The following is a 25,450-nucleotide window of genomic DNA, read 5'->3' as shown; positions in this document are numbered from 1 at the left end:
TTCGGCGAGTTGTGGCGAAGGAATGGTGCACATCGATAATTATTGACGGCGTGGAGAATTCGAGTGCAACGCGCCGCGACGTAGTCCGAAAGTCGTATTCGGCCAGATCCCAGGAGTACGCGGACCTCTTCGGTTCGATGGATTCGACGCACGTATCTGATCGGGACCTGGTGACCAGCTGGGCCGCCACTTTGACCGGCCCCGTACTCGACGCCGGGTGCGGGCCGGGGCAGTGGACAGACTTCCTGGCACAGAGCGGGCTGGCTGTGAGCGGGATCGATCTCGTGCCCGAGTTCGTCGAACGAGCCCGCACCCGATACCCGGATCTTTCCTTCGAGGTCGGGGGCTTCGAGGTATTGGACGCGAAAACGAATTCACTGGGCGGCGTGCTGTCCTGGTACTCGCTCATTCACCATCACCCGCAAGATATCGAGGCACCGCTCGCTGAATTCGCGCGCGTGATCCGCCCAGGCGGTGGGTTGCTGGTGGGCTTCTTCGAAGGCGCAGCGGTAGAGCCTTTTGATCACGCCGCGACGACTGGTTATCGATGGCCGGTGACCGAACTTGCCGAGGTGCTGGTCACAGCGGGTTTCGACGTGATCGAGACCCATACCCGGACGGGGAGCGGTTACAGGCCGCACGGCGCAATCACTGCCAGCCGGCGCGGCGTCGAATAGCGGATCGAGACAGCGGATCGAGACAGGGCGAGCAATTCTCTTTCATTCATTTCGTGTGAGTGGTGTGCTGGATGAGTCACTCCCCGGCTTTTTCAGCACCGGATCATCCACAGTTGAAAGAAGGCGCCATGACCACGATCCATCTTCACAAGACGACCACTGCGACGCCCGAACAGGTCCTTGCCGGCCTGACCGACTTCGGCCCGGGCCGTGAGGAAATCTTCGGCCGCAGTGCGGACAGCTACCTGAAAGTGCACCAACAAGGACCCCACGATGCTGATGTCACCGAGGGCTCCAGTGGTATCTGGGAGCGTCTGCACTACGACTGGACCGACCCGCACCGCGTCGTGATGTCAACCACCGACTCCAACCTGTGGGGCGGGGCGTCGAGCCATACCTACACGCTGACCCGGCAGCCGACGGGCCTGACCGATGTCGATGCCGTCGTGGTCCGGGACGGCAAGAACCTCAAGGGAAAGCTCCTGGCGTCGGTACTCGGACTCGTCGGCACCCAAGTGCTGGGAAAGTCGTTCACGAAGTCCATCGATGCCATCGAAGCTCGCAACGGTGGCGCGAGCGGCGGCAACACACAGTGACAAGAACCTGACGGACTTGTCAGAGGGCTTCGAGGGCTTCCGTCATCTTCTTCACCGTCTCTGGTGCCACTTTGGCTTCGAATCCCGCCTTCAGGAGAGGCGACGCAATCTTGGCGGCACCGTTGAACTCGACGTTCGCGTGATATTCGATCTCGGTCGACTTCGGACCCACCGAAGTCAAGGTGATGTCGTCGGTACTGGTGGCAGTCTTGTTCTTTCCTTCGAGAACAACGTGATTCAGCTCGTCGGTCACCAGCGTGTACGTCAGTTCCGTGGTGACGCCGAACAGCTTGGACACGTTGTGCCACTGGGTTCCGACGCCGACAGGACCGTCGGAGATCTGCGTGCAGCTCTCGGTGCCCGGATCCCACGTCGGCGCATTGGCGAAGTCGCGGAGAAACGCCGCAGCCTTTTCGATCGGTACCTCGGCGGTGAATTTGCGGGTGACGTCAACCATGCGGTGGGCCTTTCGGTTCATTTTTCGGCGGTAGTGCCGCGGTGAGAGTTCGTTCCGACGCCCGGGCTACCCAAACTCGACAAACGGTAACCACCTTCAGAAGACTGCGCGGTCCAGTGGACGCGGAAGCGGATCGAGTGCGCCGGTCTCGCGCAGGCGCTCGTACGCCCGAACGACCCCATCGACGGCCCCGATCTGTAGCAACACGCCGCCCGGTAACGCGGCAACGCCTGCTGCGAGGTCACCCGGGATCGCGTCAGCGCGAGCGGACGAGAGGTAGCCGACTCGGCCGATCACGGGATCACCGACGCGATAGTCGGACTCGTCTTCGAGAGCGTCGAGGATGTTGTCGTCGGTGACGTCTCCGAAATCCGGTTCCCACACCGCGGCGAGCATCCGAAGTAGTTCTGTCTCAGGAACTTCGGCGGCGTCCGGCGCGCTGACGGCAATAATCATCGACTGAAGGACGATTTCAGGTTCGCCGCCCGCCAACCCGGAGAGCTCGAGCCCCCATTCGGGCCCTCCACTGGATGCGAGCCTCAATCCGATTCCCAGACGATCCGACCAGTCTTCGGCGGCCTGCGCGTTCTCGAGGACCTGTGCCAACTGGTCGACGGTCACGGCAGTAGCAGGTCCAGCGGAATGGATCTGTTGCCACGACCCGCCGACCACCTCGGGCAAGAGGGATTCGACTTGCTCCAACGTCCGACGCCACCGGGAGGCCACGGCCTGCACCGATTCCGGCCGTCGTCCCCAGAAAACTCGAATAGCGCGTCGTGTCATCGAATCCTCCGGTAAGGATCGTCCATGGGTAGCCATATCCCGTCTTCGTGGATTTCGAGATCAGTGACGCCGCGGGTGAGAGCGTCGACGGCCGCGAGAACTGCAGGGCGCGTTTCGTTCTCGCGGCACAGGAGTGACCACGTCCAGATCGCCGCGGGGTCGATCACCGGACGTGCAGTGAGATCGCTTGGCAGCGTGATGGTCTGCCCTTTGGGCGAGTTGACGACCGGACGGCCGACGGCACGGACGTGATCGAAGAATGCCGGACCGGTGATACCACCGTCGTTGATGCGCAGGATCTGTGCGCCGGTATCGCGAGCGAATTCTTCGGCGTAGACGTTCCACGAATACCAGGAGGTGGTGTCGTCGTCGACGAGTACGACGACGTCGCGTGCCCGCACCGGTGTGGTGTCCTCTCCGGTGGAGACCGCGTACAGCCGATCCGCACCGAGCAGTTTTGCGCTCAGAGCATGTTGGGCGACATCGGTTTTCCGCACCCAGGCGATCGCCAGGTCGAGGCTGCCGTCCGCTACCCGCGCGGCCTGCGCGTGCGAAGGCACCACCCAGGCGTCGACGTGCAGTTGCGCGACCCCCGACGTGCGAGCGATCAGATCCGTGGGGAGCCAATTGACGTAGCCGATCCGGACGGGCTCCGCTCCGGACAGACGCTCCGCGCGGCGTCGCAGATTCTCGGCACTCTCGAGTAGCGCACGGACATCAGGGAGCAAGGCCGCCCCGGCTGGCGTCAGAGCGACGGAACGGCGGTCGCGGACGAACAGCTTGACGCCGAGGTCGCGCTCGAGTGCCATGATCTGCTGCGACAATGACGGCCCGGCTATCAGTAGCCGCGCCGCGGCTCGGCCGAAGTGCAGTTCCTCGGCGACGACCTCGAAATATCTCAGCTGACGCAGCTCCACGATCATTCATGCTACGTGCGGTGGGAGGTTGTGCCTATCAGTCAGGAGCAAAGCGGTCGTGGCGGTCCGGCGCGGCCGGGGCACACGATAAGACCATGACCACAGTCCACAACGGCGTCTCCCCGCGAGCGCACGCTGTCCAAGCTGCCGCTGCGCTGGCGGCGAGCATGGGAATCGGTCGATTCGTCTACACACCGATCCTGCCGTTGATGCACACGCAGGCCGGTCTGTCCGCCTCGCTCGGCGCCACCCTGGCGACGGCCAACTACGTCGGGTACCTCATCGGCGCGCTCGCGGGAATCCTCATTCCCGGCGTGGTGCGCTCGGCAGCGGTGATGCGTACGTCGTTGGTGGTCCTCATCGCGACTTTGGCGCTCATGCCCACTACCCACGACGGATCCATCTGGTTCGCCCTGCGGCTCGTCGCAGGCATTGCCAGTGCCCTCGTCTTCATGATCGCCGTCAGCGCTTTGCACGCGCACCTTCGGGGGCAGTCCCAATTTCTGGCCGGATGGGGATTCGGCGGAGTTGGGTTGGGTATCGCCCTGTCCGGGGTCCTCGTGTTGGTCGTCCGCTTCATCGGTAGCTGGAGTACAGCCTGGCTGGCATCTGCGGCCCTTGCAGTGGTGTGTGCGGTCGCAGCCTGGGGATTGACGCCGGAACCGCGTCCGACCATCACACCGGACGCGCCGGGAACTCCCAGTTCCCAACGCGGGTTCACTGCCTTGTTCATCAGTTATTTCCTGGAAGGCATCGGCTACATCATCGCGGGCACGTTCCTTGTTGCCGCAATCGATCTCGCCGCTCCAGAATGGGTCGGCAGCGGCGCTTGGATAGTGGTCGGTCTGGCCGCATTTCCCTCGTGCGCCCTGTGGGCTTGGCTCAGCCTGCGTTGGTCGAGGCCGACTCTGCTTCTCGTTGCCCTGTTGATTCAGGCGGTGGGCATAGCGCTTCCTGCTGTGATCGGAGGCGTCGGCCCCGCACTGATTTCAGCTTTCCTGTTCGGTGTCACCTTCCTTGGTATCGGGTCAATTGTGTTGGCAATCGGCGCGCACCTGCAGTTCCCACGCGCCGTGGCGTTGCTGACCGCTGGATACAGCGTCGGTCAGATTCTCGGCCCACTCGTTGTCACTCCGTTGCTGCGAGACGGGTATCGCGACGCTCTGCTGTTGGGTGCGGCCGTCGTTCTGGGCGCAGCAGTGGCCGCCGCGGTTTTGCGGTTCCGATTCCCTTCCGATCTCGATGCGGACCCTCGGACGGCCACCTCGACTGAGGAGGTAGTTTTTGATGTCAGATGACGAAACCGCCGGAGCACTACCCGACGTAGGACTGGAGATGTTCGAATGAGCGCACTCACAACCGATCTCGACCTGAAGGTCCCTGTCATCGCAGCCCCCATGGCCGGCGGCGCTTCCACACCGGCACTTGTTGCTGCTGCCTCTCGCGCAGGCGGTCTCGGCTTCCTCGCCGCCGGGTACAAGACGCCTCAGGCTCTGTCCGACCAGATCGACGCCGTGCGCGCCGAGGGAGTGTCGTTCGGTGTCAACGTCTTTGCGCCCAACCCGGTGCCTGTCGACGTCGATGCCTACCGTGCCTATACCAGGGCGATCCAGGTCGATGCGGATCGCTACGGCATCACACTGGCTGACGGTGAGCCGGTCGAAGACGACGACTACTTCGAGGACAAGATCGATCTGCTCCTGGCCAGCCCGGTTCCGGTGGTCAGCTTCACCTTCGGCTTTCCCACACCCGGCGTCATCAAGGCGCTGCGCGCTGCCGGTTCACTTGTCGTCCTCACTGTGACTTCGGAGGCAGAGGCGCTCCTTGCCGTCGACGCCGGTGCCGATCTGCTTGTCGTGCAATCGTCGGCTGCCGGCGGCCACTCCGGAACGCTCACTCCCCTGCAGGTTCCGGCAGAAACACCGATCACCGAACTGATCGCACAAATCCGTCATCGCACCTCTGTTCCGCTATTGGCGGCCGGTGGACTGGCGACCTCCGCCGACGTCGCTGCAGCCTTACGTGCCGGAGCGGACGCGGCAGTCGTCGGTACCGTACTGCTGCGCACCGAGGAGAGTGGTGCCTCGGCTCCGCACAAGGCAGCTCTGGCCGACACGTCACGCGGGAATACGGTCGTTACAAGAGCTTTCACGGGACGTCCTGCACGGGCACTTCGGAACGAGTTCATCGATCGCTACGACGCACAAGCGCCCATCGGGTATCCGGCCATCCATCACCTGACCAACCCGATGCGTAAAGCCGCTGTTGCGCAGGCAGATCCCGAGCGAATGCACCTGTGGGCCGGCACTGGCTATCGCCACGCGACGGAGGAACCAGCCGGGGTAGTGCTTTCGCGATTGGCTAACCTGTGACGGCGCGGACACCGGAAGCCGGATTGCCGGAAGTAGTGACATACGACGGGTTGCCCGGGTCCGCCGGTGGTGCACACTCGCTTCGAGTCAAGCGTCCCGATGTTGCATTTCAGCGGCTGCAGACATTCCTGGAATCCTGCACCGAACCAGTGTCGTTGCCGTCGTGGACGTTCGAGATCTACCAGAGTGGGCCATCCGAGCCGACCGCGCAGTTGTCATCGTTCGCTACCGAGCTCTTCGGTGGGCCCCGCTACAAAGCGGAAACCCATACCGAATGGAACGTCCCACCGGGTTCTGTCAACGAAGCGCTCGATGCCCTCGTTGGTTGCGATGCAGTCACAACCCACGGACGTTCTGTGGCGGCGCTGACCTGCAGCGCGCCCGTACGCCTGATCGACCCCAACACGCGCGCGCCGTACCCCGACATCACCCCCGACGCGGTCGGCCGTTTTGCCGTGGATGGATACGGCCGGACTCTGGGTGAGTCAGGCATACGCGCAACCCTTGGCAATGCGGCATCCTCACTGTCCCTGTGGCTCAACCTGCCTGCAGACGAACGGTTGTCGTCCGGTGCTCGTCACCTACAAGACCATCTCCCGTTCCGGCTGTCCGCGAAACACTGGCGTCTCTGGCGGCCGAACCGGAGCGGAGACTCGTATCGTTCCAACAAGATTCCGTCGCCGGTTCACGACCACGTTTGAATCACGCAGCAAGCATTTTCATCTCGGGCAGAGTTCGCCGATCTCGGAGACAATGCGATCAGCGCTGCGAACCACCCATACCGCGCGTCCGCCACGCAATGTCGGCATCAAGAGTCGGTCCTTCTCGATGGGCCAGTGCACAAAGGGAAATCCGCCGGCCAGCTCGTCCTGAACTTCGCCGGCGATCAGGGGACTGGTTCCTGCACTCTTGCCCTTTGGCCGTGGTCCAGCGTCGAGCGCGAGGTGGCACTGACCGTCATCGAGCAACGAGACCGTCCACACGCAGTTCTGCATGTACGTATCAGGGCTGCTTTCACTATGGCACGTTGTCAGAATGCGTCTTCCTCGAGTTCCATGATCTCGTTGTCGAGGGAACCCAGGATTTCTTTCGTCGACGCCAGGATAGGCAGGATGTTCTTGGCGAAGTACGACGCGATGACCACCTTGCCCCGATAGAACGACCGGTCCTTTGCCGACGCGTCACGGTCCAAGGCTGCCAACGCGACTTCCGCTTGCACCAACAGGCGCCATCCGATGAGCAGGTCGCCTACCGCGTACAGAAAGCGCACCGAGCCGAGGCCTATCTTGTACAACTCGGAGGGTTGGTCCTGGGAAGCCATCAGATAGCCGGTGAGCGTCCCGGCCATCTCCTGCACGTCGGTCAAGGCGGTCTCGAGTAGGACTCGCTCGGCCTTGAGACGACCGTTCCCGGCCTCACTGTCGATGAACTCTCGTATGCGACCGGCTACGTGAGCGAGTGCAACGCCGCGGTCGCGTGCGATCTTTCGAAAGAAGAAGTCCTGCGCCTGGATCGCCGTGGTGCCCTCGTACAGGGTGTCGATCTTGGCATCGCGGATGTACTGCTCGATGGGGTAGTCCTGAAGATAACCGGAGCCGCCCAGGGTCTGCAGGCTCTCGGTGAGCAGTTCGTAGGCCTTCTCGGAGCCGACGCCCTTGACGATCGGCAGCAGCAGATCGTTGACCCGCGCCGCCAATTCGGCATCCGCACCCGAAACCAACTCGGCGACATCGGCATTCTGGTGTGCAGCGGTGTAGAGGTAGACCGCTCGGAGGCCTTCGGCGTAGGCCTTCTGCATCGCCAGGCTGCGTCGGACGTCGGGGTGGTGCGTAATGGCCACACGGGGCGCGGTCTTGTTTGTCAGCTCGGTGAGGTCTGCGCCTTGAATTCGTTCTTTTGCGTACTCGAGGGCGTTGAGATAGCCGGTGGACAGTGTTCCGGTAGCCTTGGTGCCCACCATCATTCGAGCATTCTCGATGACCTGGAACATCTGGGCGATACCGTTGTGGACATCACCCACGAGCCAGCCGACGGCGGGAACGTCCGTCGCTCCGAAGGTGAGCTCGCAAGTTGGGGAAGACTTGAGGCCCATCTTGTGCTCGACGCCGGTGACGTACACACCGTTGCGCTCTCCCAGTTCAAGTGTGTCCGAGTTGAAATGGGACTTCGGAACGTAGAACAGGCTCAAACCTTTGGTTCCTGGACCGGCTCCCTCGGGCCGGGCAAGCACCAAGTGGAAGAGGTTCTCGGCCGTGTCTCCGACGTCACCGCCGGAGATGAATCGCTTGACGCCCTCGATGTGCCACGTGCCGTCGTCCTGCGCGATTGCCTTTGTTCGGCCTGCGCCTACATCGGATCCGGCGTCTGGTTCGGTGAGCACCATCGTTCCGGCCCATCCGCGTTCGAATCCTTCTTTGGCCCAGTGTTTTTGCTGTTCGTTTCCGATGGTGTAGAGCACGCTCGCCATGAGTGGACCCATGTTGAAAAAGCTTGCGGATCCGTTTGCCGCGACCAACATTTCGCCGATCGCCCAGACCAACGGCGCCGGAGCAGGAACACCACCCATGCCTTCTGGTAGGCCGAGTCGCGACCAACCGGCCTCGTTCACCGCCTCGACCGTCTTGCGTAGAGGTTCCGGGACCACAACTGCGTGATTGGGTGCGTCGAATTCGACAGGGTTCCGATCCGCGTCGGCGAAGGACGCGGCGACCGGGCCTTCTGCCAGTCTCGCTACTTCCGCAAGAATGTTGCGCACAGTGTCGGTGTCGAGGTCCCCGTATGCGCCGGCATCCAACAGTTCGCCGATCCCGAGCACCTCGAACAGATTGAACTCGATATCACGCACGTTGCTTTTGTAGTGACCCATTGTTCTCCGACCTTGGTTCGTCAGCAATACGATTCGTCAGCAGATACGGCTCGTCAGCAGTACACAAGAAAGCCTGCCCCACAAGGAATTCAGTACGCAACCGTAGGTAGAGACGAGTTTCGTTGCTGCAAAGTAGCGCCGAGCCGCTCTCATTGAAACATTCACTCGTACAATCGGTTTCCGCTGGCGGGGGTGCATATCAGTCGCGTACCATCCTCTTGGGTCAAAGCAGCTGCGCACCAATCGAAGTGCCCATCCTCGCCTTCGGCGTCAAACGCATTCGCAGTGATCAGTGAACATGCTGCTCGGTAAACCAAGAGCGCCTCTCGTTGGTAGCCGAGACGTTCCTCGATCGGCGTGGAGAGCCCAGTTCTGACTCGTAAGCCTTTGGTATCGGTCAGAGGGTGAGTAGCACTTTGGTGGCGCGCCGCTCGTCCATCGCCTGGTAGCCGGCGGCGGCGTCCTCCAACGGGAGAGTGAGGTCGAAGACGATGCCCGGGTCGATCTGGTCGGTCATGATGAGCTCGATCAGTTCGGGTAGGAATCGCCTGACCGGCGCGGGACCGCCGAGCAGGCTCACCGTCGCGAAGAACAGGTTCATGCCGTCGAGTTCGACGCCGTGGGATACCCCGACGTAGCCGACATGTCCGCCGGGGCGGGTAGCTCCGATAGCCTGCATCATCGATTCTTGGGTGCCTACGGCTTCGACGGTCGAGTGGGCGCCGTAGCCGCCGGTGAGTTCCTTGATCTTCGCGATGCCCGCGTCGCCCCGCTCTTCGACGATGTCGGTGGCGCCGAATTGCGTGGCGAGTGCCTGCCGGTCGGCGTGACGTGACATGGCGATGATCCGCTCGGCGCCGAGTTGTCTGGCAGCGAGGATCGCCAGGAGTCCGACTGCGCCGTCGCCGACGACGGCGACTGTTTTGCCAGGTCCGGCTTCCGCAGCTACGGCGGCGAACCAACCGGTGCCGAGTACGTCGGAGGCTGCAAGGAGGCTGCGAGCCTGCCGCTCGGTCGGCTCTCCGTGGACAGGGACGAGGGTGCCGTCCGCGAGCGGGATGCGAGCGTATTCGGATTGGGTGCCGACCGAGCCCATCATGACCTGGTGGATACAGCGAGACTGAAAGCCGGCCTCGCAGATTTCGCAGGTGTTGTCCGACGCGACGAACGAGCCCACGACGAAGTCCCCAACTTCGATGTCGTTGACCTCGGGGCCGACCTGTTCGACGACGCCCACGTATTCGTGTCCCATCGGCGTCGGGCCATTCAGCTCTTCGATGCCGCGATACGGCCAGAGGTCGGAACCGCAGACGCAGGTGGCTGTAACGCGAATGATCGCGTCGGTCGGTTCGACGATCACCGGCGCTTCGATCTCTTCGACCCGGACATCGCCGGGGGCATGCATGACGACAGCGCGCATGACGTGGCTCCTCACCATCGGTTTCTTCGTGTCACTTCAACCTGATCACGATTCGGCGGCGTGCGGGAGTCCCGCGCGATAGTGGTACTGCGAGGGACTCCCTCGCTACCGGTCACTGACTTACGCTCGATGGCATGGACGATCGAGCGCAAGTACGCGAATTCCTGACCTCGCGGCGCGCCCGAGTCACGCCCGAACAAGTTGGACTGCCGGCCGGATCGAACCGCCGCGTGGAAGGTCTGCGTCGAAGTGAAGTGGCAACCCTCGCTGGCGTGAGCGTCGAGTACTACACGAGGCTCGAGCGCGGAGCGATCAGCGGCGCATCGCCCGGAGTGCTCGACAGTATCGCGAAGGCCCTACGACTCGACGACGCCGAGCGCGCCCACCTTTTTGATCTCGCGCACGCGGCAAGCCCGGTAGCCAGGCCCCCGCGTCGGCGAAATGCGAAGGGCTGGAAGCCCCATCAGAGCCTGCAGTGGGCGCTCGATGCAGTCACCGCAGGACCCGCTTTCGTGCGGAACGGTCGCATGGATCTTCTTGCGGTCAACCCACTCGCGCGTGCGTTCTACAAGGACCTCTACGACATGCCGGGGCAGCCCCCGAACATCGCGCGCTTCACGTTCCTCGACGAAAGGGCTTTCGAGTTTTATCCGGACTGGAACGCGTTTGCCGAGGTGACCGTCTCGATTCTGCGAACCGAGGCTGGGCGAGATCCTCACAACAAGGAATTGCACGATCTGATCGGTGAACTCAGCACTCGGAGTCAGGAATTCCGGCGTCGGTGGGGCGCGCACGACGTCCGCCATCACGGCACCGGATTCAAGACTTTTCACCACTCCGCCGTTGGCGAGCTGACGCTTGCCTTCGAAGGTTTGGAGATGGCCGCCGAGCCGGGGTTGACGCTCACGATCTACACCGCAGAGCCGGGATCGCCGTCCGCGGAACGGATGCAGCTACTCGCCTCGTTGGCAGCCAGTGAGAATGCGGACTCCGCGCCTCACGTGTCGGAGCGGTCGCTGACGGACGGCTGACGAACTGCGCGACGGTTGATCGGGTCGTCAGTTGACGACTTCGACGGCGGTGCGCTTCGTGCGTTCCTTGCGCAACAGGATCATCAGCGGCAGAAAGTAGAGAGCGGCAACGCCGGTGCCTACCAACACCGGCCCAGTGGCACCGAGCCTCGAGGCGAACGCGAACCCGGCGATCCAGGAGCCGACCGCCGTGCCCAGATTGAACGACGAGGTGCTGAGAGCAGAAGCCATCGTCGGCGCCTGATCGGCATAACGCACAGCCATCCCGATCAGGATGGGATTGGTCGACATGCCGAATAGTCCCAGCATGACTACGAGAATCACCGTCACGATCACGTTGTGCGAGAAGAGGCAGAGCGCCCCGAGTACGAGAAACGTCATCGCTGCCGAGACGAACAAGACCCCGTACTGATGCTTCGCACCGAGTCGACCGCCGAGATTGGAGCCGACGAACGCACCGAGTCCGTAGCCGACAAGCACCAGCGGCACTGCCGACGCAGCAAGTCCCGTGTTCTCGGTCAACAGCGGAGAGATGAAGCTGTACGCCGCCAGCGACGACCCGCACACGACGGCGCAACCGGACAGAACGAGCCAGATGCGTCCGTCCCGTAGGCTCGCGATCTCCGCTCGCCAGGACGGCACCGCACCGGAGTCGGTGTCGGCGGGTACCAATCGGTGGACGACGGCCGCGGCAACGAGTGCGAGGGCGGCGAGGGCCCAGAAAGGACCACGCCACCCGATGCTCTGACCAGCCAGAGCGCCGAGCGGAACACCGATGACGTTCGCGAGCATGCCTCCGCCCAAGACGATGCCGAGCGCCCGCGAGGAAGACGCCGGGCCGGCCGCTTTTGCTCCGACCACTGCGGCGACTGCCCAGAATGCGCCCGTCGCCACGGCTGTGAGGAAGCGGGCGCCGAGAATGAGTCCGAAGTTGGACGAGAGCGCGACGATGACGTGTCCGATCGCGAAAACAACCAGCGCCGAGCTCAAGGTCACGCGTCGAGGAACCCTGAGTGTCAAGATCGCCATCGCCGGCGTGCCGACGATCATTCCGATCGCGAAGACGGTGATCATCAGGCCGACGTTCGCGATCGACGTACCGAGGTCACCCGCGATCTCGGGAAGAATGCCGGCGACGACGAATTCGGTTGTACCCATCAAGAAAACTCCGACGGCCAGCACGTAGATCACGAGCGGCAGGCGGCCGGTTTCTTCGACGGTCGGGGCGGAAATCATGAGGTGGTCAGTTCTCTTTCTGTTGACGACGCGCATGTCGTGGCGCACCCGTCCAGGGCATCACGCCTGTCGCCTGCGAGGGAGTCCCGGTCGTTGGGGGTACTCGAAGGGACTCCCGGTGTGGCCGATTGCGCGCTACCGTCGGCGCAAAGACTGCCTGAACCCGGGAGACGCGCCCATGACACGACGACAGATCCGAGGACTGGGCGCCGCCGTGCTCGTCTCGGCCTTCCTGACGGCCTGCGGTAGCGAGGATCCTGAAGGGCCCCGTCCGCAGGCAAGCACGACAACACGATCGGCGCCCGCCGCGGCCTTCGGTGAACCCGAGACCGTCGCCGACGGCTTGGACGCGCCCTGGTCGATCGCATTCCACGGCGACACACCACTTGTCAGTGAGCGCGACAGCGCGCGAATCCTCGAACTCGACGCCGGCGGAAACAGCCGCGAGGTGGGAGTCGTCGACGGCGTCAGCCCCAGAGGTGAGGGCGGTTTACTAGGGATCGCAGTACGTGAAAACCGCCTGTACGCGTACTTCACCGCGAACGGGGAGAACCGGATCGAACGCTTCGACATCATCGGTGCTCCGGGGGAATTCGCGCTCGGGCCGGCCGAGACGATTCTCGACGGGCTCGCTTCGGCCAACTACCACAACGGTGGTCGCATCGCGTTCGGCCCGGACGGGATGCTGTACGTGACCGTCGGTGATGCCGGTAGTCGAGACAGGGCTCAGGACCTCGACTCGATGTCCGGGAAAATCCTTCGAATGACTCCGGATGGCGATGTGCCGCTAGATAATCCATTTCCGAACTCGTTTGTCTACAGCTACGGCCACCGCAACTCCCAGGGCATTGCCTGGGCAGGGGACGGCACGATGTACGCCAGCGAGTTCGGGCAGGACACCTGGGACGAGCTCAACAAGATCGAAGCAGGCGGAAACTACGGGTGGCCCGAGGTCGAAGGGATTGCGGGTGAAGACGGATTCATCGACCCGCTCCAACAATGGTCACCTGACGATGCCAGCCCCAGCGGAATCGCCATCCACGACGGCACGATCTACATCGCCAATCTTCGTGGTGAGCGACTCCGCACGGTGCCCTTGACCGATCCCGCGACCGCCGACGAGCAATTCGTCGACGAATACGGGCGCCTCCGTGATGTTGTAGTCGCACCGGACGGGTCGCTGTGGATACTGACGAACAACACCGACGGACGCGGCGACCCCAAACCCGGTGATGACCGCATCATTCGCGTGCCGTTGCGCTGATGTCGATTTCCGGCGAACGCAGTACTTCCAGCCCGAGGATCCTCGCCGAAGCCGGTGATTCACTAATATCGTTACGACAGATGACGCGGGTACGGATCGGAGAGACAGCATGGGGACTTGGGGTTCAGGACCTTTCGACAACGACGTAGCGGGCGACCTGCTCAGCGCGGTACAGGCGGGTGACTACGATATCGACGATTACGCACGCCACCCCGACGACGGCTACCTCGATGCCGATGATGCTCAAACAGCTATTGCCGTAGCCGAGATCCTTGCGGTTGCGCACGGGGTTGCTCCGGCGCCTGTGCAGCTGGCCGAGATTGATGCCGCCGGGTACGCCGGAACCTTGAGTCCGGAGCAGAAGGCATGGGTCCTCACCGCACTCGAGCGTGCCGTCGCAGACAGCGACACGTCGGAGTTGTACGAGTTGTGGGAAGAAAACGGTCCGGAAGACCTCGCGGCTTGGCGGGCACCGATCCTGGGCAGATTGGCGAGTCTCAAAACGGTGGGATGAGTGTCACTCGTCAACAGTCCCTTGGTTACTCGGAGTTCGACGACGACAGACTCCCCTTGACATACCGGGTGGTGTCGTCGGCGAGGATCTCAGCCAGCCCACGTTCGATGCCGTCCAGGGCCTGCGCGGCGACATCGGCCGGAGCGATCTTCTGTTCGGCCGGTACGCCCGCAGCCATGTCGGTATCCATGTATGCAACGTGCAGTGCCGAGACGGCGATTCCCCGCGGCGCCAGTTCTTCTCGAACGGCGTCGGTCATCGCCCACGCCGCTGCCTTCGATGACGCGTAAGACCCGAGCGCAGCCGGATGGAACCAGGACAGCACCGAAAGAACGTTGAGTACTGTTCCGCCTCCGTTGTTTTCGACGACCGGAGTAAACGCCCGGGTCACGGCAAGCGGGCCGTAGAAATTGACGTCCATCTCGCGGCGAACGTCATCGATGTCGCCTCCGATCAAGGGTGCCGAGGTAGAGATTCCGGCGTTGTTGATCACCAAGGTCACATCCGATGCGATTTGCGCTGCGGCCGTGATCGATTCGGCGTCCGTCACGTCCAACCTCAGGGGGATGACGCCGGGCAGATCGACAGTTTCCGGATTGCGGGCAGCCGCGTACACCTTTGCGCCGCGCTCGACGAGCCCTGCTGCCAGATGGCGGCCGAGTCCGCGATTGGCTCCGGTGACGACCGCAACCGTCTTGTTCAGGTCCATGATTCTCCCAGGGTTGTGACTGTCGGTGACATTTAGATTATGAATCAAATCTAAGTGTGGGCTAGGATAGATGTCAAGTGAAATCCAAACTGGAAGGCGTTGTGATGGGCCGCGTATCGCAGCAACAAGCGGAAGAGAACCGTCGGCGCGTCGTGGAAACCGCAGCTCGTCTGTTCCGAGAGAAGGGCACTCACCTCAGCGTCGCCGACTTGATGAAGGCGTCGGGGCTGACCCACGGTGGTTTCTACAAGCAGTTCGCGTCCAAGGACGCGCTCATCGACGAAGCGACCACCCATGCCTTCGCTGAACTGGCGCAGCTGCACGCAGCAGGTCTCGAAAGGCACGCTGGGCAGCGTGACGAGGCTCGACAAGCCCTGATCGACAACTACCTCTCCGTGGAGCATCGCGACAATCCGGCAGACGGATGTCCCGCTGCTGCACTCGCCGCCGACATGGCACGCGAGCCGGCAGACAGTGAGGCCCGTCGGGTGTATGTCGAGGGGGTCGGTGATTTTGCCAAGGCGCTCGCGGATGAGGAGCATGACGGGCTCGTGCGTCTCTCGACCATGATCGGCGCTCTGGTCCTCTCGCGAGCCACCAAGGGATCGTCCCTCTCCGAGGAAGCCCTTGTCGCTGCTCGTGAAGAGCTCACCGGGTAGTCCAGGATGATCCGCGTACGGCCCGCTGACCCGGCCATGCATACTGGCTGAGGTCTCTGTCAGCGATACCTTCGATTGCTTCGAGATCTGCAACTTCACTACCCGATGGCCGCAGGGAGAAGCGAGAGATGTTCACACCCAGAGAATTTGGCAAAGTCTCAGTGCTGGTACCAGAGAACGGTGGGACCGTCCCCTTCGGAAACACCGTGGTCGTGCACGGATCCGAACGCACGCTGGTGATCGACCCGTCCCTCTCCCTCGACCGAGATCCCGTTGGCGCAGACCTCGTCTTCATCAGTCACGGCCACGAGGACCACGTTGCCGGTCTCCGGCATTTTCAAGCACCAACGTATGCGCACAACCTCGACGCACCGTCGGTCGCCTCCCTTGACACGATGCTCACAAATTACGGCCTCCGCCCCGAGGAGCGAGCTGAGGTCGAACATTCAATAGCAGCGCAGTACGGCATTCCCCCGACGCACGATGACGTTTCCGGGATCGCCGACGGCCACGTCTTCGACCTCGGAGACCGCACGGCGACGGTCATTCACCTACCTGGTCACACTCCCGGACATTGTGGCCTCCTCATCGAGCCCGACGGCTTCTTCTATGTCGCCGACATCGATCTCACCTCCTTCGGCCCGATGTACGGCGACCTGGGCAGTAGCGTCGACGACTTCCTCGCCTCCATCGACCGCGCCGCGGGCATCGACGCTCGGTGGTACGGCACCTTCCATCAAAAGGGCGTCGTCGAAGGCAGCGACGAGTTCCGTCGCCGGCTGACCGCCTACCGCGACAAACTGCTCAGCCGCGAAGAAAGACTCGTCCAATTTCTCGGTGAACCAAGGCAGTTGGAAGACATCGTCGCGCATCGCCTCGTCTACCGTCCGCACGTCACCGCGCCGTACGTCGATGCAGTCGAACGACGAACTGCGCAGCTGCACCTTCAGCGGCTCGTTGCGGCAGGTGCCGTTGTCACGCTCGAGGGCAACGTATTTCGGCGTGCATGAATGTGTCGTGTCATCCATTGGATGTGAACAGAGCGGGCAGAAGGGTGCAATTGTGGCGAGGGTAGTTGTTGTCGGCGCGAGCCGGGGACTTGGTCGTGCATTGATCGAGGGCTTGAGGAGCGATGGTCACGACGTTGTCGGTATTTCTCGTCGGCGCCCTGACGGGTTCGACGTCTCCGAGTGGATCGAAGCAGACCTGACCGACCCTGTTGCGGCAGCGAACTCGATCGACCAGGAGCTTGTCGGAGGTGTAGACACCCTGATTTGCAACGTCGGAATTTGGGAAGGGGACGCCTTCACTTCCGATTATGTGTTCACAGATCAATCCGACGTCGAAATGCTGGAAATGATCAACGCCAACATCACCGGCACGATCCTTTTGTCGAAGCGCCTGATCCCGCGGATGATCGGGCGTCCTCGACCTCGGATTTTCTTGACCGGTTCTACCTCGGGGCTCCCGCGAAGCGGTAGGCCGGAAGTTGCGTTCGGCGCATCGAAGTCCGCGATCAACGGCATTGCCGACGCCTTGAGAGAGGGCTACCGGAAGGACCGACTCGCAGTGACGGTCCTTCACCTCGGATATCTCAACACGGAAGATGGACTCGATGTGCCCCGAGACATCGCTGCCGCTCGCGGAGATGGGTCTCTGGTTCCCGTGCACGACGTCGTGGATACCGTGCGCTCCATCTCGAATCTGTCGTCTTCGTCATCGGTTCGAGAAGTGGTCCTTACTGCCGTCGACGACACACGATTCTGAACGACAGCTACCGCTTCGGTCTGTGAATCCGATTGCCGAACAGATGTATTCAGAGAATATTTCCCTCGATGAAGATGAAGGCTCCCGCCAGGTACACCAGGGTGAGCCCCGTCAGGAGCCACGCCATGTACGGCCGGATGTAGAGGCGCCGCAGACGGTGCAATCGCAGGGAGGCTCGCAAGAACGCGCCTACGGAGCCGAGTAGCAGCATGAGGCTCGGGACGAAGACGGCCAGTCGGCGATCTTTCTGTGAGCACAGCAAGGTGTCGGTACCGAAGCATTCGCCCCGCCGGGAGCCCAACCAGACGATCGCGACAACCAGTGCCGCGGTAGCCAGAACGACGGACAGGCCGTACGTCAGGGTTCGCCTGTTGATCTTTCGCTCTCGACGCTGAATTACATCTGGTGTGTCAGAACTGTCGGTCATCACACCCCCTTTCGAACATCGCACCTTACTTCGTGGATCGACGGCGGGAGAGGGCGTACAGCACTACTCCGACCGCCAAGAGTAATGATGCGCGCAACCACGTTGCGGCGCTCTGCTGGGTGAGCAACGCAACGCACGTACCGAGGGCGAGGATCGGAAAGATGATCGGTGTCCGGAAATGACTGTGTTGCACTGCGTCACGACGCAGAACCAGGACCGCGATGTTGGTGCTGATGAATACGAAAAGCAGCAGGAGTACCACCGTCTCTGCCAGGGCTGACAACGATCCGGTGACGCAGAGAGCCATGGCAACGGCTGTGGTTGCGATGATCGCCACCCAGGGGGTCCGGCGCCGCGGCAGCACGCGCGCGAATGCGCTGGGGAGCAACCCTTCCGACGCCATTCCGTAAGTCAGCCTGCTTGCCATGATCATTGTCAGCAGTGCGCCGTTGGCGACGGCTACCAGAGCGATCAGGCTGAACAGGCGAGGCGGAACACCGACGTCGGCGGCTGACACCACTGCCAGTAAGGGGCCGGAGGACGCGGCGAGCTCGTCGGCGGGCAGCACCACCGAGACAGCCAGGCCGACAAGGACATAGGCGGCGCCCGCCGTCAACAGGGCTCCGAACAGTGCGCGTGGGTAGACCTTGCTCACGTTCTTCACTTCTTCGGCGACGTTCGCCGACGTTTCGAAGCCGACGAACGAGTAGTACGCGAGGAGCGCCGCTGCCAACACGGCGAGTGCAGGCGATCGACTGTCGTCGAACTCCACGACACGGCTCAAGGTTCCGTCGCCGTGCCCGAGAACTACGCAGGCGAGGACGACAACCATGACGAGGCCGGTGACCTCCACGACTGTCATGACGACATTTGCGCGCATCGACTCCTTGATGCCTCTGGCATTGAGAAGCCCCACCAGGAGGAGGAAGACGAGCGCGGCTGGAACGGTCGGGACGTCGATGAAGGCTTTGAGATAGTCACCCGAGAATGCGAGGGCGAGTCCTGCTGCACTCGTGACACCGGCCGCCAGCATCGAGAAGCCGACGAGGAATGAGATCAGCGGTTTCCGATACGCCCGTTGGGCGAATACTGCTGCACCGCCCGCTCGCGGATATTTCGTGACCAGTTCGGCATACGACGTTGCTGTCAGCAATGCCATGACGAGCGCTACGAGCAGTGGTACCCAGACGGCTCCACCAACTTCACCGGCGATGACGCCCACCAATGCGTAGATACCGGCGCCCAGGACGTCTCCGAGGATGAACACGAAAAGGAGTGGGCCGGTTATAGCCCGAGTGAGAACGTTCTTACTGCCGCCTTCGTCTCCGCCTGCGGTTTCGTCCACGTTCTGGGCACCCGCGGCGCGTCGCATATGCAAGGTTCGTCCTGTCTTCATGGTGACGTGCCGCCACCTCAGGAGCAGACATGTACCCATTGGTCGAAGTTTCAAACACGGGTCGGACGTGGATGCGTCGGCGCGTGCCGTCCCGTGCTTTCCTTGTAGGTGACTTGTGTAGGTGACTTGCCAGTAGGTGAATCGCAGAAGTAGTGACTGGAGGACGGCGTGGCTGAATCGACGGTTGCCGAGGTGCTGGACGAGTTGGCTGCGCTCGAGGATCCGAAGGTGCGCGCAGTGAACGAGAAGCACGGTGACGATCACGGTGTGAACCTGACAAAACTGCGGGCAGTCGCGAAGCGACTGAAAACTCAGCAGGTACTTGCACAACAACTTTGGGCGACGGGCGATACTGCAGCGAGGCTGCTTGCCCTCTTGATCTGTCGCCCGAAGGCGTTCGAGCGTGACGAGTTGGACGTCATGTTGCGTGAGGCACGTACTCCCAAGGTGCATGACTGGCTCGTCAACTACGTGGTGAAGAAGAACCCGCACGCGGAGGATTGGCGGGTGGCCTGGACCGCCGACTCCGATCCCGTGGTTGCGAGCGCCGGTTGGGCCCTGACTACCGAGCGCGTAGCGAAGAAGCCCGAGGGCCTTGATCTTTCAGGATTGCTCGACGTCATCGAGGCAGAGATGAAGGACGCACCTGATCGCCTGCAATGGGCGATGAACCACTGCCTGGCCCAGATCGGGATCGAACATGCCGAGTACCGGGCCAGCGCAATCGACATCGGCGAACGTCTGCGAGTACTCGAGGACTACCCGACTCCCCCGAACTGCACCTCGCCGTTTGCGCCGATCTGGATCTCGGAGATGGTGCGTCGACAGAGCGAGAAGTAGGTCAGCTAGCGCGACGTTCGAAATTGCGTCCGGTATCGCTGTGGACTGGTGCCGACCAAGTCTCGGAAGCGTTCGCGGAACGTGGTGACGGCATTGAATCCGACTTGTCCCGCAACACGTTCGATGGAGTGGTCGGTGGTCTCGAGCAGAAATTGTGCTTGACGGAGTCGCGCATGATGGAGCCACTGCAACGGCGTCGTACCGATTTGTTCCTGGAAGCGGCGGTTGAGCGTGCGGGTGCTCATCGTTGCCTTGGCTGCGATTGTCGTGATGTCGAGTTGCTCCCCGAGGTTCTCTTCCATCCAGTTCAGTAGCGGCCGAAGGGTTGTCCCGCTGGGTACGGGAGGTTCGTGGACGATGAATTGTGCTTGCCCTCCGGCACGTTCGAGCGGCATCACGCTCAGCCGCGCCGTGTCGGCGGCGACCGCGGACCCGTAGTCCTGACGGACCATGTACAGGCAAAGGTCGAGTGCGGCCGCGGCGCCGGCGGAAGTCAGGACGTGCCCGTTGTCTACGTAGAGAACGGCGGCATCGACGTCGATGGCCGGGTGCCGGCGGGCCAACTCCGACGCAGCCGCCCAGTGCGTCGTCGCGCGAAGTCCGTCGAGCAAGCCTGTGTCGGCGAGTGTGAATGCACCGACGCACAGTGAGGCGATGCGCGTGCCGCGATCCGCGGCAGTTCTGAGGGCGTAGATGATCTCGGGGGCGATCGGCACGTCGAGATCGGCGGTGCCCGGGATGATGATCGTGCTTGCCTGGGCGAGACGTGACAGTCCGTGCGGTACTCGCATCGTGAACGTTCCGGTCTCCACCTCCTCGGTGAGCGCGCACACGGAGGTCCGGTACGCCGGTGCACCCGAGGGGAGCCTGCATCGTCCGAAGACTTCGAGGGGTGCCGCCAGGTCCATCGGCACCACCCCGGGCAACGCGAGAACTGCAACGTCATGCATGTCTGAAACGTAGCGTATGTGGCGCGAGATTCGGTGATCTCGTGTCTTGAAATATCCTCTTAACTGGTATTTCACAGAATGTGTGAGGTTGGCTGAAAGCCGTCGAAGGTTGGCTTTCAGCCGTCGCCATATAGGTCAACTTCCTCCTACTGTCGTGGGAACAGCGACGTGCACAGGAGCGCGTCGCACAAAATCGGAGGTTGCAGTGCACGCGCAGATCGTGTTGTTCGACGGATTCGATCCCATGGATGTCGTGGGTCCGTACGAGGTGCTTTACGCCGGGGGTCTCACCAGCGGTGGGGCGTTGAGTGTCGAACTCGTCAGCGCGGAGGGGCCTCGGACCGTCGTGAGCGGGAGTGGTGAACTCGCGATGACCGCCACTGCAACCCTCGATGTCGAACACGCGGATCTGATCATCGTTCCCGGAGCATCGGGTCTCTTCGAACCCAATGCGGACCAGCCGGGTTCCAGCTTGCCGGAAAGACTCGCGGCCACAACGGAAACCGAACTGCCTGTCATGATGCGCCGTGCACTCGACGATCCTGGTGTTCTCGTTGCGACCGTCTGTGGAGGATCATTGGCGCTGGCGATGGCGGGGCTTCTCGAAGGGCGTCGCGCCGTGACGCACCATCTTGCCGTGGACGCATTGGCGGCCGGCGGTGTAATTCCGATCCAGGCGCGAATCGTCGACGACGGTGACCTGATCACCGCCGGTGGGGTGACATCCGGTCTCGACCTGGGCCTGTATCTGCTGGAACGATGCCTCGGGCCCCGGATAAGTCTCGAGGTCGAAGCGCTCTTCGACTACGAGCGTCGTGGAACGGTGTGGTCGGCCAAGGGCGCCGAGCCTGTAGTCACCTTCGCCCCGGACGCCGCGTGAATACGCTTGTGCGTACCGAAACGCGAGAAATCCCATGACCGGAATCCTGCTGTCCCTCCATGTGATTGCGGCCATTCTTGCCATCGGCCCCGTCGCTGTGGCAGCGAGTATGTTCCCGGTGGCGAGCCGCGCCGCGCTCGCCGATCCGGACAGCGCCAGTGTTGCGACGACGGGCATGCTGCATCGCATCGTTCGGGTGTATGCCACGATCGGCATTGTCGTTCCGATGCTCGGTATCGCCACCGCCGTCAATCTCGGAGTGCTCGGTGACCTGTGGATCCTCACCTCGATCGCACTCACCGTCGTTGCCGCCGTGATACTCACCGCGGTCGTGCTTCCCGCCCAACGGCTGACAATGGCGGCGATCGAAGGAACCGGGTCCGTTGTGGACGTCGCAACGCGGCTCACCCGTCGACTGGGCACCGCGACGGGAATCTTCAATCTGCTCTGGGTCGTTGTCGTCGTGCTGATGATCTTTCGGCCAGGATCGACAACCGGCGTGTGATCCGAGGCGACATTTCACGTGTCGGAGGCAGTGACGCTTGACCTTGACACAGTGACAAGGGTTCCACTGGTCGGTGAAGGAGGTGGTTGTCGTGAACACAACCAACCACGGTGGGCAGAATGCCCACCTCGTCGACGCCTTGGCCGCAGCCGATCCCTCGGTTCGACTGCGCGCCGCGCTTGCGGTCGGCACACGCCCGGATCCTCAGTTGACGGATGCCCTGATCGATCGGTGCGCCGTCGAGCCGGACTTCTTCGTCCGCGACATGCTGACCTGGGCGTTGTGCCGCTTGCCGGCTGAAATCACGGTGCCGAGGCTGATCCGTGAGCTCGGGTCCGATGGCTCGCAAGCCCGCAGTCAGGCGCTCCACACTTTGTCCAAGATCGGCGATCCGATCGCGTGGCCCGAGGTCTCTGCGCTGGTACACGACCAGGACGACGAGGTTGCGCGCAGTGCGTGGCGCGCGGCTGTGGCTCTCGTGCCGGCGGGAGGCGAGGGCGCACTCGCGGCCGATCTGGCCACAGAACTCGGTCGGGGTGAACTGCAGATGCAGCTCAGTCTGAGCCGCGCCCTGACCGGGCTCGGCGAGGCTGTGCTCCCGGTGCTCGACGCGGCCGGTACGAGCCCGAATCCGCGTGTCCGAGCGCATGCTGATGCTACAAAGCAACTCTGGCACGATCCCGACGGTGGATTCGCTCTCTCACACGAGTTGGCGAAGCGCGTCGCGGCAATCGGACCGGACGCGTAGGAAGGGGAGACGGATGTTGATCGGCGACGTGTCGCGGCGTTGTGGTGTCAGCACACGGATGCTGCGTCACTACGACACTTTGGGGCTGGTGAAGCCGACGGGCCGCACGTCCGGTGGCTACCGCGAGTACTCCGCTGACGACATCCGTCGCCTCTTCCACGTCGAGAGCCTGAGGACATTGGGGCTCTCGTTGAACGAGGCCAAGCGTGCACTGGACGAACCAGACTTCGCACCGGCCGATTTGGTGGGTGAACTCATGCAACACACTCGGCAACGGATCGCGGCGGAGGAGGAATTGCTGACCAAACTCGAAAGGGTCGACGCCACCGCCCCTTCGGAGTGGGACGACGTCCTGCGCATGGTCTCGCTGTTGCGTGCACTCGAATCCGAGTTCGCCGCCCACCGTCAGCAAGCGATCCTGTCGCAGGACGCGAATGCGGCATTGCCGGTCGACGCACTCGTCGAGGCCATCCTGTCGGAGAGGGATGCCAACGTGGCGGGAGCATTGCAGTGGGCGTTGGCGAGGACCGAAGGTGCGGGCCTTGCAGGTCTGACGAAGGGGCTCGAATCGGAGGACGTCGAGGTTCGACGCCGCGCGACGTCGGCCATATCCGGGATCAACACCGAGGAAGCAACTCGGTCTCTGAAGCGAGCTCTCGATGATTCGGACGCGATAGTCCGCGCCGACGCCGCTCTCGCCCTCGGATCTCGCGGAGAGGCTGTCTCGATGCCAGCACTCCTCGAGATGGTCGCCGACGGGCGCCGCGACGTCGAGGCAGGCGAGGTGCTCGGTCTTCTCGCGGAGCACTCACCTACAAGCGGTGAGGTCGTCGATGCCGTGCAGGCAAGGCTCGACGGCACTGACGACGCCCCGACGAGGTTGCGAATTACGCAGGCGCTCGCCGAGATTCCCGGCGCTGCAGCACGCGAAGCGCTCGCCCGGATCACCCACGACGACGACAAGACGGTCGCGTCCACGGCAGCAGCGATTCTCGAGATGCGCGATCGAGGACCACGTCGGCGCGAACGACCGCGTATCGGGGACTGAAAGCCGAGATCCAAGGCGCGTCTGACAGCGGCGGGGTCAGGCGGTCAACGCTGCAACGACTTCGCCGCGGCGTTGCCCTTCACTCCTGCAAAGAGCAGGAGAAGGAGCACCGCAAGAAACACGACTGTTGAGGTGACAGTCGACACCACAGATCCGAAACCTGTCACGACGCCGATGGCGACCTGCATGCACAGTCCCGCTACGGCAGTCCACATCGTCCGGCGCAGAAGCGGCTGCGCACTCTGATGTGCCAACTGCCACGCCTCTGGACTCGCGATCGTCGACTTGGTCCGTATGCCGACAACGGGATTCGGTTCATCACCGACGAGTCGCGGCATGAGCCCAGCAACGAACGCGAGGATAAGCGTCGACGACGTCAGTGAGACCGTCAGACCCAGTAAGTCAGGCGATTCCATCCGTCCAGCCCCCAATCGGCAGATGTTGACGCAGCGGACATTCCAGTCTGGGGTGCCGCCGGGACACCCCGACTGTAAGCCAACGAATGCATGTGCAGTTATTCGGGTGACGCATTTTCACGCTTTGTCGGATGGACTGTGAGACTCGATCTCGGACTGACTTTCAGACCGGCCTAGTGCGGATCACCCACGCAGAAAAGGTTTCCCACCGGATCCGCGAGAACGTCCCAGGATGATCCACCTGCCTTATGGTGCTCGAGATCGAAGTCGAGATGAAGTGTATTCCTCACTCGCGCTGCAGAATCGGCCCGACCACCACGTGGCAAGCTATGGTGATCAACGGATAGGGTTCTTACGTGGTGGATCAACGGCGACAGAGTTTGAGACGCAGGTACCTGAGCCTCGGCCTCGGCGAACTGGCTGCCGCGGCCGTATTTGCCGCTGTGGCGGTCGGTGTCGTGATGCCCCGGCTCGAAGGTTCGCAAGACTCCGCGGCGTTGTGGTCGGCGCTGGCCCCACTGCTTGTGATCCTCGTGCAAGCAGGTGTTTATTGGCTGCTTGCGCGGGGCTGGGTCGAGTTGGAGTCGATGCCGGCCCGCCTCGCAGCGCTTTACCGCGTGTTTCGGGTCCTCGATGTTCTCTTGTTGGCGATAGCTCTTCTCGGCGTTGTCATCTGGTTACCAGATCACTCCGGCGCGGCGGTGGGCGTCGTGGCGGTGTGGGCTTTCGGCGTCGTCGAGTACGTCAATTACTTCGTGGCTCGTCTCGCCTATCCGCTGCGGCGGTGGCCTTTCGAGGTCGGCAAGTGGCGGAGACCCCAACTTGTGCGCGACCTGAACTCGGCACGCTGACACCGGCAACCAAGTTGTCTTTGCTGTAGCGGCAAAATTTGATGCGGGATCGGAGTGAGTTCGGAAGGATCGGTTCTGCCCATCCAGGAATGAAGCCTCTTCATCGTTCTTCGCCGAGGAA

At 62.6% G+C, this 25,450-nt stretch carries 29 protein-coding genes; 17 read left to right on the top strand and 12 right to left on the bottom strand.

The annotated features are described in order from the left end of the window. The first annotated feature begins 50 nt into the window (after positions 1-50). Together RE4_RS28680 and RE4_RS28675 are read left to right on the top strand one after the other, a co-directional pair. Positions 51-677 (top strand): class I SAM-dependent methyltransferase, encoded by a 627-nt coding sequence (locus RE4_RS28680; protein WP_174531797.1) that lies wholly within the window; start codon positions 51-53, stop codon positions 675-677. Positions 678-805: 128 nt separating this feature from the next. Beyond that, positions 806-1,273 (top strand): hypothetical protein, encoded by a 468-nt coding sequence (locus RE4_RS28675; RefSeq protein WP_060939809.1) that lies wholly within the window; start codon positions 806-808, stop codon positions 1,271-1,273. Between the two features lie 19 nt (positions 1,274-1,292). Here the strand turns inward: RE4_RS28675 and RE4_RS28670 are convergent, their stop codons facing one another. The 3 genes from RE4_RS28670 to RE4_RS28660 all read right to left on the bottom strand — a co-directional run bounded on the left by RE4_RS28670 (position 1,293) and on the right by RE4_RS28660 (position 3,430). Next, entirely contained in the window at positions 1,293-1,730 is a 438-nt protein-coding gene (locus RE4_RS28670; RefSeq protein ID WP_060939808.1) for an SRPBCC family protein, read from the bottom strand. A 96-nt stretch (positions 1,731-1,826) separates the two neighbouring features. Further along, positions 1,827-2,513: a hypothetical protein gene (locus tag RE4_RS28665; protein WP_060939807.1), complete on the bottom strand. Its 687-nt coding sequence runs from the start codon at positions 2,511-2,513 to the stop codon at positions 1,827-1,829. Further along, complete coding sequence (locus RE4_RS28660) at positions 2,510-3,430, bottom strand: LysR family transcriptional regulator (protein WP_081098452.1); 921 nt, start codon at positions 3,428-3,430, stop codon at positions 2,510-2,512. The genes RE4_RS28665 and RE4_RS28660 overlap by 4 nt, the downstream gene beginning before the upstream one ends. 95 nt (positions 3,431-3,525) lie before the next feature. On the opposite strand from RE4_RS28660, the gene RE4_RS28655 reads away from it, so the two are divergent. The 3 genes from RE4_RS28655 to RE4_RS28645 are packed head-to-tail and all read left to right on the top strand — an operon-like array spanning position 3,526 to position 6,503. Then, positions 3,526-4,728: a YbfB/YjiJ family MFS transporter gene (locus tag RE4_RS28655; RefSeq protein ID WP_060939823.1), complete on the top strand. Its 1,203-nt coding sequence runs from the start codon at positions 3,526-3,528 to the stop codon at positions 4,726-4,728. A gap of 45 nt (positions 4,729-4,773) precedes the next feature. Continuing rightward, positions 4,774-5,802, top strand: coding sequence for an NAD(P)H-dependent flavin oxidoreductase (locus RE4_RS28650; protein ID WP_060939806.1), 1,029 nt, complete (start codon positions 4,774-4,776; stop codon positions 5,800-5,802). Beyond that, the gene (locus tag RE4_RS28645; protein WP_060939805.1) at positions 5,799-6,503 is read left to right on the top strand and encodes a hypothetical protein; all 705 of its coding nucleotides are present in this window, start codon (positions 5,799-5,801) and stop codon (positions 6,501-6,503) included. Before RE4_RS28650 ends, RE4_RS28645 begins: the two co-directional genes overlap by 4 nt. 18 nt (positions 6,504-6,521) lie before the next feature. Here the strand turns inward: RE4_RS28645 and RE4_RS28640 are convergent, their stop codons facing one another. From RE4_RS28640 to RE4_RS28630, 3 genes are all read right to left on the bottom strand, one after another. Beyond that, positions 6,522-6,797: a hypothetical protein gene (locus RE4_RS28640; protein WP_228118170.1), complete on the bottom strand. Its 276-nt coding sequence runs from the start codon at positions 6,795-6,797 to the stop codon at positions 6,522-6,524. Between the two features lie 35 nt (positions 6,798-6,832). After that, the gene (locus tag RE4_RS28635; protein WP_021333262.1) at positions 6,833-8,668 is read right to left on the bottom strand and encodes an acyl-CoA dehydrogenase; all 1,836 of its coding nucleotides are present in this window, start codon (positions 8,666-8,668) and stop codon (positions 6,833-6,835) included. Between the two features lie 397 nt (positions 8,669-9,065). Beyond that, positions 9,066-10,088 carry a zinc-dependent alcohol dehydrogenase family protein gene (locus RE4_RS28630; RefSeq protein ID WP_060939804.1) on the bottom strand — a complete coding sequence of 341 codons (1,023 nt, stop codon included), beginning with the start codon at positions 10,086-10,088 and terminating at the stop codon, positions 9,066-9,068. Positions 10,089-10,222: 134 nt separating this feature from the next. Here RE4_RS28630 and RE4_RS28625 point away from each other — a divergent pair, with 134 nt between their 5' ends. After that, complete coding sequence (locus tag RE4_RS28625) at positions 10,223-11,119, top strand: helix-turn-helix transcriptional regulator (protein WP_060939803.1); 897 nt, start codon at positions 10,223-10,225, stop codon at positions 11,117-11,119. 27 nt (positions 11,120-11,146) lie between these two features. Here the strand turns inward: RE4_RS28625 and RE4_RS28620 are convergent, their stop codons facing one another. Next, complete coding sequence (locus RE4_RS28620; RefSeq protein ID WP_060939822.1) at positions 11,147-12,355, bottom strand: MFS transporter; 1,209 nt, start codon at positions 12,353-12,355, stop codon at positions 11,147-11,149. A 178-nt stretch (positions 12,356-12,533) separates the two neighbouring features. On the opposite strand from RE4_RS28620, the gene RE4_RS28615 reads away from it, so the two are divergent. Both RE4_RS28615 and RE4_RS28610 read left to right on the top strand, forming a co-directional pair. Further along, a complete protein-coding gene (locus RE4_RS28615; protein ID WP_060939821.1) occupies positions 12,534-13,619 on the top strand; it encodes a PQQ-dependent sugar dehydrogenase in 1,086 nt (361 codons plus the stop codon). A 109-nt stretch (positions 13,620-13,728) separates the two neighbouring features. After that, the gene (locus RE4_RS28610) at positions 13,729-14,133 is read left to right on the top strand and encodes a DUF4259 domain-containing protein (RefSeq protein ID WP_019745980.1); all 405 of its coding nucleotides are present in this window, start codon (positions 13,729-13,731) and stop codon (positions 14,131-14,133) included. 25 nt (positions 14,134-14,158) lie between these two features. Here the strand turns inward: RE4_RS28610 and RE4_RS28605 are convergent, their stop codons facing one another. Next, positions 14,159-14,842, bottom strand: a complete 684-nt coding sequence (locus tag RE4_RS28605; RefSeq protein WP_046379593.1) for an SDR family oxidoreductase — start codon at positions 14,840-14,842, stop codon at positions 14,159-14,161. 77 nt (positions 14,843-14,919) lie between these two features. On the opposite strand from RE4_RS28605, the gene RE4_RS28600 reads away from it, so the two are divergent. The 3 genes from RE4_RS28600 (at position 14,920) to RE4_RS28590 (ending at position 17,268) form a co-directional block, all read left to right on the top strand. Beyond that, a complete protein-coding gene (locus RE4_RS28600; protein ID WP_218001062.1) occupies positions 14,920-15,501 on the top strand; it encodes a TetR/AcrR family transcriptional regulator in 582 nt (193 codons plus the stop codon). A 128-nt stretch (positions 15,502-15,629) separates the two neighbouring features. Then, positions 15,630-16,511: an MBL fold metallo-hydrolase gene (locus tag RE4_RS28595; protein WP_060939802.1), complete on the top strand. Its 882-nt coding sequence runs from the start codon at positions 15,630-15,632 to the stop codon at positions 16,509-16,511. A 52-nt stretch (positions 16,512-16,563) separates the two neighbouring features. Beyond that, the gene (locus RE4_RS28590; RefSeq protein ID WP_060939819.1) at positions 16,564-17,268 is read left to right on the top strand and encodes an SDR family NAD(P)-dependent oxidoreductase; all 705 of its coding nucleotides are present in this window, start codon (positions 16,564-16,566) and stop codon (positions 17,266-17,268) included. 49 nt (positions 17,269-17,317) lie between these two features. On the opposite strand, the gene RE4_RS28585 is transcribed toward RE4_RS28590, so the two are convergent. Beyond that, positions 17,318-17,695 (bottom strand): hypothetical protein, encoded by a 378-nt coding sequence (locus tag RE4_RS28585; protein WP_020971303.1) that lies wholly within the window; start codon positions 17,693-17,695, stop codon positions 17,318-17,320. Positions 17,696-17,720: 25 nt separating this feature from the next. After that, positions 17,721-19,091, bottom strand: coding sequence for an APC family permease (locus RE4_RS28580; RefSeq protein WP_370671305.1), 1,371 nt, complete (start codon positions 19,089-19,091; stop codon positions 17,721-17,723). Positions 19,092-19,259: 168 nt separating this feature from the next. On the opposite strand from RE4_RS28580, the gene RE4_RS28575 reads away from it, so the two are divergent. Further along, complete coding sequence (locus RE4_RS28575; protein WP_060939800.1) at positions 19,260-19,931, top strand: DNA alkylation repair protein; 672 nt, start codon at positions 19,260-19,262, stop codon at positions 19,929-19,931. Positions 19,932-19,936: 5 nt separating this feature from the next. Here the strand turns inward: RE4_RS28575 and RE4_RS28570 are convergent, their stop codons facing one another. Further along, positions 19,937-20,881 carry a GlxA family transcriptional regulator gene (locus tag RE4_RS28570; protein ID WP_060939799.1) on the bottom strand — a complete coding sequence of 315 codons (945 nt, stop codon included), beginning with the start codon at positions 20,879-20,881 and terminating at the stop codon, positions 19,937-19,939. 205 nt (positions 20,882-21,086) lie between these two features. Between RE4_RS28570 and RE4_RS28565 the strand changes: the two genes are divergently transcribed. From RE4_RS28565 to RE4_RS28550, 4 genes are all read left to right on the top strand, one after another. Further along, positions 21,087-21,761: a DJ-1/PfpI family protein gene (locus RE4_RS28565; protein WP_060939798.1), complete on the top strand. Its 675-nt coding sequence runs from the start codon at positions 21,087-21,089 to the stop codon at positions 21,759-21,761. 34 nt (positions 21,762-21,795) lie between these two features. Next, positions 21,796-22,266: a DUF2269 family protein gene (locus RE4_RS28560; RefSeq protein ID WP_019745970.1), complete on the top strand. Its 471-nt coding sequence runs from the start codon at positions 21,796-21,798 to the stop codon at positions 22,264-22,266. A gap of 82 nt (positions 22,267-22,348) precedes the next feature. Beyond that, complete coding sequence (locus RE4_RS28555; RefSeq protein WP_174531799.1) at positions 22,349-23,014, top strand: HEAT repeat domain-containing protein; 666 nt, start codon at positions 22,349-22,351, stop codon at positions 23,012-23,014. 13 nt (positions 23,015-23,027) lie between these two features. Beyond that, positions 23,028-24,062, top strand: a complete 1,035-nt coding sequence (locus RE4_RS28550) for a HEAT repeat domain-containing protein (RefSeq protein ID WP_060939797.1) — start codon at positions 23,028-23,030, stop codon at positions 24,060-24,062. 44 nt (positions 24,063-24,106) lie between these two features. Here RE4_RS28550 and RE4_RS28545 read toward each other — a convergent pair whose 3' ends face one another. Further along, positions 24,107-24,478 (bottom strand): SdpI family protein, encoded by a 372-nt coding sequence (locus RE4_RS28545; protein ID WP_060939796.1) that lies wholly within the window; start codon positions 24,476-24,478, stop codon positions 24,107-24,109. A 356-nt stretch (positions 24,479-24,834) separates the two neighbouring features. Between RE4_RS28545 and RE4_RS28540 the strand changes: the two genes are divergently transcribed. Next, positions 24,835-25,329, top strand: coding sequence for a hypothetical protein (locus tag RE4_RS28540; RefSeq protein ID WP_029256644.1), 495 nt, complete (start codon positions 24,835-24,837; stop codon positions 25,327-25,329). The last annotated feature ends 121 nt before the right edge of the window (positions 25,330-25,450 follow it).

This window comes from Rhodococcus erythropolis NBRC 15567, assembly GCF_001552595.1.
In the GTDB taxonomy this organism is placed as follows: domain Bacteria; phylum Actinomycetota; class Actinomycetes; order Mycobacteriales; family Mycobacteriaceae; genus Rhodococcus_F; species Rhodococcus_F erythropolis.
The sequence above is the reverse complement of the archived record's forward strand: the minus strand, read 5'-3'. Positions and strand labels throughout refer to the sequence as shown.